This is a genomic window from Allostigmatella hybrida, from assembly GCF_020103775.1.
GTDB classification, from domain to species: domain Bacteria; phylum Myxococcota; class Myxococcia; order Myxococcales; family Myxococcaceae; genus Hyalangium; species Hyalangium aurantiaca.
Map to the genome: position 1 here is coordinate 76109 of NZ_JAHXBH010000033.1, position 7412 is coordinate 83520.

At 66.3% G+C, this 7412-nt stretch carries 4 protein-coding genes; 2 read left to right on the forward strand and 2 right to left on the reverse strand.

Going from position 1 to position 7412, the window contains the following annotated elements:
- Window positions 1-7 precede the first annotated feature (7 nt).
- Entirely contained in the window at window positions 8-1477 is a 1470-nt protein-coding gene (locus tag KY661_RS32365) for a PKD domain-containing protein (RefSeq protein WP_225413880.1), read from the forward strand.
- A gap of 16 nt (window positions 1478-1493) precedes the next feature.
- On the opposite strand, the gene KY661_RS32370 is transcribed toward KY661_RS32365, so the two are convergent.
- Entirely contained in the window at window positions 1494-1766 is a 273-nt protein-coding gene (locus tag KY661_RS32370; RefSeq protein WP_225413881.1) for a hypothetical protein, read from the reverse strand.
- A gap of 155 nt (window positions 1767-1921) precedes the next feature.
- Between KY661_RS32370 and KY661_RS32375 the strand changes: the two genes are divergently transcribed.
- On the forward strand, window positions 1922-4525 hold the full coding sequence (locus KY661_RS32375) for an O-antigen ligase family protein (RefSeq protein WP_225413882.1): 2604 nt from the start codon (window positions 1922-1924) through the stop codon (window positions 4523-4525).
- A gap of 19 nt (window positions 4526-4544) precedes the next feature.
- Here the strand turns inward: KY661_RS32375 and KY661_RS32380 are convergent, their stop codons facing one another.
- Window positions 4545-7226, reverse strand: a complete 2682-nt coding sequence (locus KY661_RS32380) for a CHAT domain-containing protein (RefSeq protein WP_225413883.1) — start codon at window positions 7224-7226, stop codon at window positions 4545-4547.
- Window positions 7227-7412 lie beyond the last annotated feature (186 nt).

Below are 7412 nucleotides of genomic sequence, written 5' to 3' on the forward strand. Positions count from 1 at the left end.
GCAACGCGTGAGCCGGAAGCGTCAAGTGGGGGCGGCAGCGCTGGGAATCTGTGTGCTGGCCGGGCTCATCGCCTGGCTGGGCGGCGCGGAGGCCCCCGCGTCGCCGCCGCCGCCTCCCCCGCCTCCGGCCATGCCCGGCCCCCGGCAGGGCGATTACGAGCCCTCCCCCGTGGCCGCGCAGGCCCCGCCCCCGGAGCGCCCCGCGGAAGTCCCGCCCGCCGCGGTGGATCCGGCCGCGCCGGTGATTGATGCCATCACCGTCGAGAAGACCGAGGTGTGCGAGGGCGAGGAGAACCTCATCAGCCTGCGCGCCCACGCGCCGGATGGCAGCGATGCCTACCTGCACTACTCCGTGGGCGGGCGGCAGGGACAGCGCATCCCGGTGCGCTCGTGGATCGCCGACGATGGGGAGTCCCCGAAGCTCGAGGTGAAGGTGTTCGGCCGCGACGGGAAGGTCACCGTGGCGGACGTGCCCCCCTTCACCGTGAAGCCGTGCAAGCCCGCCCGCTCGGCGTTCATCACCTCGCGCGTGCGCGCCAACACCTGGAGCGAGTTCGAGTTCGAGGTGAAGCTCGTCGAGAGCGCGGTGCCCGAGGGGGGCGTGGCGTTCCAGCCCCGCTCCTACGAGTGGAACTTCGGGGATGGGGAGACGGCCATCACCCAGACGCCGTACGCCCTGCACAACTACGAGGGGCGCAAGCAGGACGCGATGTTCTCCCACCTCCTGGTGGAGGTGAAGGTGCGGGGCGACGCGGGCGAGCCCGTGGTGGGGCGCACCGCGCTCCAGCTCGTCAACCCGGCGTTCGAGGACCTGGCCACCAAGGGCGTGGTGACGCTCCTGGTGCAGCTCACCCCGCGCTTCCCGGAGCTGGGCAGCGATGGGGTGGTGCGCCAGAAGGTGCGCCTGTTCCACCACCAGGACCGGCCCGTGTTCATCCACAACGCGGTGCGCTTCCGCCACCGCAGGGCGGCCCCCACCGAGCCCGGGGGACAGCAGGTGGTGGACCCCTCGGCGCTGCTCGGCTCCAGCACCATTCCGCCCGGCAAGGGGCTCGAGTTCGAGATCAAGCTGGACACGCGCAAGGAGCCGGACGTGTTCTCCGTGGAGCACTACGTGGAGGGCAAGGACTCGGAGGGCCGCCCGGCGCGGGGCGCCTTCTCGGTGATGCGGCCTCCGCCCCGGCCCACGAAGGACAACAGCCACCCCGTGGAGGATCCGCTGCTCAAGGCGAAGATTCTCGCGGCGCGCAAGCTGCTCAACCGCCCGTACGTGACGGATGAGGACCTGTGGCAGCTCCAGCGCCAGGGGAAGTTCGCGGACCTGGAGGCCCGCGCTCAGGCCGCGGCGGCGCAGCAGCCCGAAGAGGGGAACGCGCCGCCGGTGAAGGTGCCGGAGCCGCCGGCCTCGGGCCCCCTGGCCTCACCCGGCGAGCAGAACGGCAAGCCCCAGGCGCCTCCGAAGCCCCGGGGGCCGTGAGGCGGGGCGGGCGGCGTTAGCGGGACAGTCCGCAGGCCGCCTTGCCCTCGTCGGTTTCGATCTGCCGACAGTCGCACGTCTCCAGCTTCTGCTCACAGAGGGCTTCGTCCTCGGCGGTGAGGGTGACGCGGGCCTCGGAGTTGGCGGCGATCTGCACGCACTGCTCCCGGGCAACGGAGCTGATGGAGCAGTCACACAGCTTCTCGGACAGCTCGCGGCAAGGCCCCTTGCAGCCAAACAGGCCAAGGAGGGCGGTGGACAGCACGGCGGTTGCGGCAAGGCGGCGCATGGGCGGACCGAAGATGCCAGATGCCACCCTGGATGCAAGCGGCCCGCTCTCCCCCGGGAGGCACTTTTCTGTCCGGGTCGCCTGACTGCCCCTCGGCCTTGAGCGGTGGGGAAGGGGGGATTCGCCAGGACCCATGAGATAGTCCCGCCGCCGTCATGCCCTCTCCGTCCCGCCGCACCTCGCGGTACACCCTTGGCGCCGAAGCGATGCTGGCGGGACTCGCTGTCCTGGGCCCGCTGGCGCTCGGGGGCGCGCCCGCGTGGGTCCTCTGGCCCCTGGTGGGGTTGTCGGCGGTGGCGGCGGTGCTGGCGTGCATCGGGGCCCGGCGCCAGGGCCGCAAGCTCCACCTTCCCCTGTTCGTGTTGCCGCTGGGGGTGGGCGCGGCGCTGTGCCTCGTGCAGCTCGTGCCCCTGCCGCCGGGGCTGCTCGCAAGGGTGAGCCCCGAGGCGGCCTCGCTGCGCGAGTTCGCCCTCGTCCCGCTGGGCCTGCCGGCCGCCGGGCCCGTCTCCTTGGATCCGCCGGCCACCTGGCGCGAGCTGGCCAAGTCCCTGGCCTATGGGCTGGCGTTTCTCGCCGCCGTGGAGGTGTGCCGCTCCCAGCGCTCGCGGCGGCGGCTGCTGGCCACCCTGGCCTTCACCGGCGCGGGGGTGGCGCTCCTGGGGCTGGGGCACGCGCTGCTCGGGTTCGACGCGCTGTTCGGCGTGCGCGCCTATGCCCACGTGCGGCCGCCCCTGGTGACGCCCTTCGGCAACCCGAACCACCTCGCGGGCTTCCTGGGATTGTCGGCCACGGTGGCGCTGGGCCTGGCGCTCGTGGACCAGGGCGTGAAGCGGCTGGCCTTCTTCGCCGCGGCGGGGCTGTCCGGGATGGGGGTGCTCCTGTCCCTGTCGCGCGCGGGCATCTTCTTCTTCCTCGTGGGGCAGGGGCTCGTCGCGGTGGGGCTGTGGCTCCAGCGCCGGTCCGGCTCGCGCCGGCGCCGGAGTGGGGGCCTCGCGGCCCTGCTCGTCCTCTGTGCCTCGGTGGGGGCAGGCGGGTACGTGGCCTGGGAGAAGCTGGTGGTGGAGGCCTCCACCGCGCGGAGCATGGAGACGCTGCGCCAAGGCAAGCTCGACCTGTGGCCGATGATGGCCGAGGCGGCCCGGGCCTTCCCCGTGCTGGGCATGGGCCGGGGCGCCTTCGAGGCCGCCTTCCCGCGCTATCAGTCCGAGCCCAACCCGAACACCCTCACGCACCCGGAGAACGCGGCCCTGCAGCTCGCGGCGGAGTTCGGCGTGCCCGGGTTGGTGCTGCTCGTGGGCTGGGTCTGGGGTTTCGTGCGCCTGCTGCGCCGCGGGCGGCTGGAGCCGTTGGAGCTGGCGGTGCTCTCGGGGTTGTTCGCGCTCGGGATGCACAACCTGTTCGACTTCAGCCTGGAGCTGCCCGCGTGCGCTGTGGCCGCGCTGGTGGCGCTCGCCGCCGTGGTCCGGCAGGAAGGGGAGCCGCACGCGGAAGGCACGGCCCCCTCTGGACGCTGGAGGCTCCCGGCCTCGGGGGCCCTGGCCGGGGCCGTGGCGCTGGGCCTCGTGGGCTTCGGGGCGCTCGTACCGGGACGGCACACGCTCGCGGAGGCGGAAGGGGAGCTGTCCGGGCTCCTCGCGTCCCGGGTGCCGGTGGAGGACGTGCGGGCGCGCGGGCTGGGCCTCATCGCCCGGCACCCGGCGGACTACCTCCTCTATGGGCTCATCGGCATGGCGTACGCGGAAGCGGGGCCGGCCCATGCGGGCGAGGCGCTCGCCTTCGTCAACCGGGCCCTCTTCCTGAAGCCGGTGGATGCGGCCTCGCACCGGATCGCCGCCCGGGCGCTCCTGGAGCTGGGCCGCCGCCGCCAGGCGTTCCTCGAATACCGCCTGGCCCGGGAAGCGGGGGACGCGGAGGTGCTGAGCCACGAGGCGCTGCGGCAGGCGCGCACGGTGGAGGAGCTTCAGGTGCTCACCTCGGAGCGGCCGGCGCTGGCCTGGGAGGTGGCCAATGCCCTGGCGGCCCAGCCCGAGCCGATGGTGCGGACGCTGGCCTGGTTCGCCTGGGCTCGTGAGCACTTCGCTACCGTGCCGGACGCGGAGCACCTGTGGACGCACGAGGCACGCTTGCGCCTGGTGCGCGGCGAGCTGCGCGAGGCGGCGGCGCTCAGCGGCGAGCTGGAGCAGCGGGCCCCGGACAAGCTCGACGCCCAGTTGCTCCGCGCGGAGGTGCTCCGGGCGCAAGGCCAGGGTCCGGAGGCCATTCGCGTCCTGGAGCGGCTCGTGCCGCGCTTCCCGGACAACGTGGGCCTGGCCTTCACCCTGGCCCGCCAGCTCGTCGATGAGGGGCTGACCCATCGGGCCCGGGAGGTGTTGGGACGGGCGGCGCCCTTCATCGTGGACGCGGAGCAGCGGGCGCGGCTGCTGACGCTGGAGGGAGCCTGCTTCGAGCGCGAGGGCCTGCTGTCCCGCGCCCTGGAGCGCTACCAGACGGTGACGTGGCTTGCGCCCAGCCCGGGGGCGCAGTTCACGGTGGCCCGGATCCAGGAGGCCATGGGCCGCTACGGCGATGCGGCCCGGGCGGTGCGCGAGGGCGTGCGGCTGCTGCCCCCCGAGGCGCGTCCGGGCTGGGATGCGTGGGTGGCGCGGCTAGAAGGCCAGCAGCGCCAGCACATGGAAGAGCGGCGGCAGCAGTTCCTGAGCAATCCTCAGGAAGAGGAGACGGAGAACCTGCTGCGGCCCGTGGGGGAAGAGCCGCAATAATTCCTGATGTCTTTGAGACTCAGGGCACAACAGGAGTCGGCACTTTCTGCGTTACACCAGCAGCCATTGGGGATGGTTGAAAGCGGAGGCCAGGCAGTACGAAGGGAATGTACACGAGCCCTAGCGGATTCCCTTTCTGCAGGAGCGCGCGGCGCGCATCCCTCACCGCACGTCCGACAGTGAATCCCTCGAACAGTCGCTGGAAACAATGCTCAGCGAAGGCACTCGCAGTCGGCTCAAATACGGTGATTTCCGTCCCTAGTACGCCTGATGCGTAGGCATCCTCAATAAAGCCAGTGACTAAGTCTAGCGCGACTTCGGGTTCTACGGCCGCAGTATGACAGCCATTGATGAACACGAGCGGACGCGACTGTTTCCAGGCTATGGAGTTGCCGAGCAGATTGTCACGAGTAATGCCTAGTTCGTTAGGAGCACCTACCTTGATGTAGGGTTCATTGTAGATACTCAGGCCTCCGTGGCAGTAAAAATAGACGAGATGAGGCTGGGACGATTTGAGGAGTTCAAGGACGGTTGTTCGTGTGTCGCGTGTGTCCCATTGAGCAATCGTTAAGTGGTCTCGGAGTGTCTTGAGGTGCGTGTCTCGAAGGATGAACCGAGCGTCCGTGGAGAGTCCGACAGCGACCTGCACTGGTGTCCCATACGGGATAAAGGTAGGCGCCTTCTCGCGAAGGTGGGGCATGGAGAGCGTAACTCCCAACTCGTGCCGGAATCCCCAGAAGCCGCTCGGGCATATGGTGTCTTCGAGGTGTTGGTACGGACATCCGGAAAGGAAGCATTCAAGCTTCTCTATGGGGGAGTTGTTTTGGATTGCCTGCTGGAAGTCGGGGCAGAGTTTGAATTTGTCTGTGGGGTGCTTGTTGGTGTCGAACGCGTAGTCATAAACGAGCGCTAGGGGGACAAGAGCTTGGCTCGACTCCTTGAGCGCCAGTTGCAGGCTGTCTGGTTGGGTAAGAAGTTTCCTTAGGGCTTCCCGCTTGTCGGAAGGGAAGCGTCCCGTCAACACAGTGAAGATGCGCCATCCCGTAATTGCAAACCTCACGAGGTCTCGGCGGAGTTGCTCAAGGTCCAGTCCCTTGTCGTAAAGGTATTGATGCTGCGTCTCATCCCAAGGGCGGGGGCCTCCCCAGGACGCAAGTGCGAGTTGGTCCCGCGCCTGATCCACTAGCCCTTTTAATTGACTGGTCGTGAAAGAAAGGCCTTCTTTGATGTCGTCCCCAAAGATGAATAGATGACTAGCGCTTTCGTTGCCATTGAGCATCAACGTCAGCCCGGGGGACGGAAGTTGTGCGAGGAAGTTAGGCTCTAGCACGTGAGAGTAAACGAAGTCCTGCGTAGCGCGCAACGCGTCCACTTTTGGATCAGGTGACTCGGTTACCTCCGCTCGAACTAGCCACGATTGGAGTAATGTCGTTTGATAATAAAGATTACAACGAAGCTGGTAGATGCCTGTTCGGGCGGGCGTCTTTATCTTGAAGAAAAGCCGGGCGGGGGCGGAGTGCAGTCGGAAATCCGTCGGATGTTGTTCCACTGTTGTGTGCCCATTAGGCCAGAGCTTGAACTTGCCTGTATCTAGTTTCGAAGTGAGCTCTAATTCTCCCTCGAAACTAAAAATGGCTACCGTCAATATGGCGGTTTCGGGCAAATGCTCAGTCGGAAGTGGCGTCGTTACGTCGGTGATGGACTGTTCCTGTCGTGCTCCCACTTCGCACCAGAAGAGGTACTCAGTGGAAGGCTGCAGGGGGCTCTGCGGGAGGAGTTCTTTTTTTTGTTCTGAAAATTCGCTGAACCCAAGGTTGATCACTCGTTCCGAGTCGTCCTCGTCTGCCTCCAGCGCCTCTCCAAATCTGCGGCTCATTTGCCTCAGTACAGATATCCGCTCCTCGGAGGAAATATCCGTTAGATCATCCCTGGCTGCCGGTGGTGACGCAAGCATCTTTGCCGTCGGCTCAAAGAAAGGAGGAGCGGGTCTGGGGGATGATAATCTGGTGTTTGCCGCTGGGGAGCGAGCCCAAGAACGTTCTGCACGTTTGAAAGCCTCAAACACCTGTTTAGCCTCTGCGACCCGAACTTCTTCCAAGCGAGCGATTACCGTAGGATGCTGATCGGATGGCACAGCGCGCGATAAGTGAGAAATCCATTCCCAACGATCCACCTGCTTTGGCCAATTGCGCGAGTGCGCAATGAGTTGGAGCCATCGTTGTGGCTGGTCGCTTGGGGGGGTGCGGCTCACTAGCAGACGCAGGAGCGAAAACGGAGGATTCTGGCTAGACAGTGCAAGTGCCCAGACCTCTTCGATTAGTTCTGAAGGCACACGCCGCGAGATCGTTTCTAGAATTTCCCAGAGTTCTGCTGAACGCGCCTGATGCAACTGCTGAAAAATCTCCTTGAACACTGCGATGGCTGCCGCTTGTGGTAGCCGTGCTGCCACGAGCACCATCACGCTTGCCCGCTCTTTGCCTACCAATCTGGTTTTTGCGATTTCAAGCACCTCTCCCAAGAGTGATGCGGGCAATAGAGGAATCAACTCTACTAGGATGAGGTTGTGCTGTGTGTCGTCGAGTGCCCGCACTTCCTTGAGTACTCGTGCAAAAGCTGCCACGCGTTGGTGCTTGCGCAGAGTGCGCGCCAACGCAACAAATGCCCGCGTGCGTGAGGGAGAGGGCTCAAGAGCTTCGAGCAACGGGTTTACCCGGTAACGGAGTACTCCTGATACCTGCCCTGCTAGTTCTTCTAGATTCAAGGAGCGCCGTTGCTCTAGCGGCACTTCTTCTAGGAGTGTGATCGCACGCTCTAGCAGGCTGCTGAAAAAGTGACTGGCGGAGGACCCACCTCATGAGCTACCTGCCTCGGAGCACCTACGTGGGAG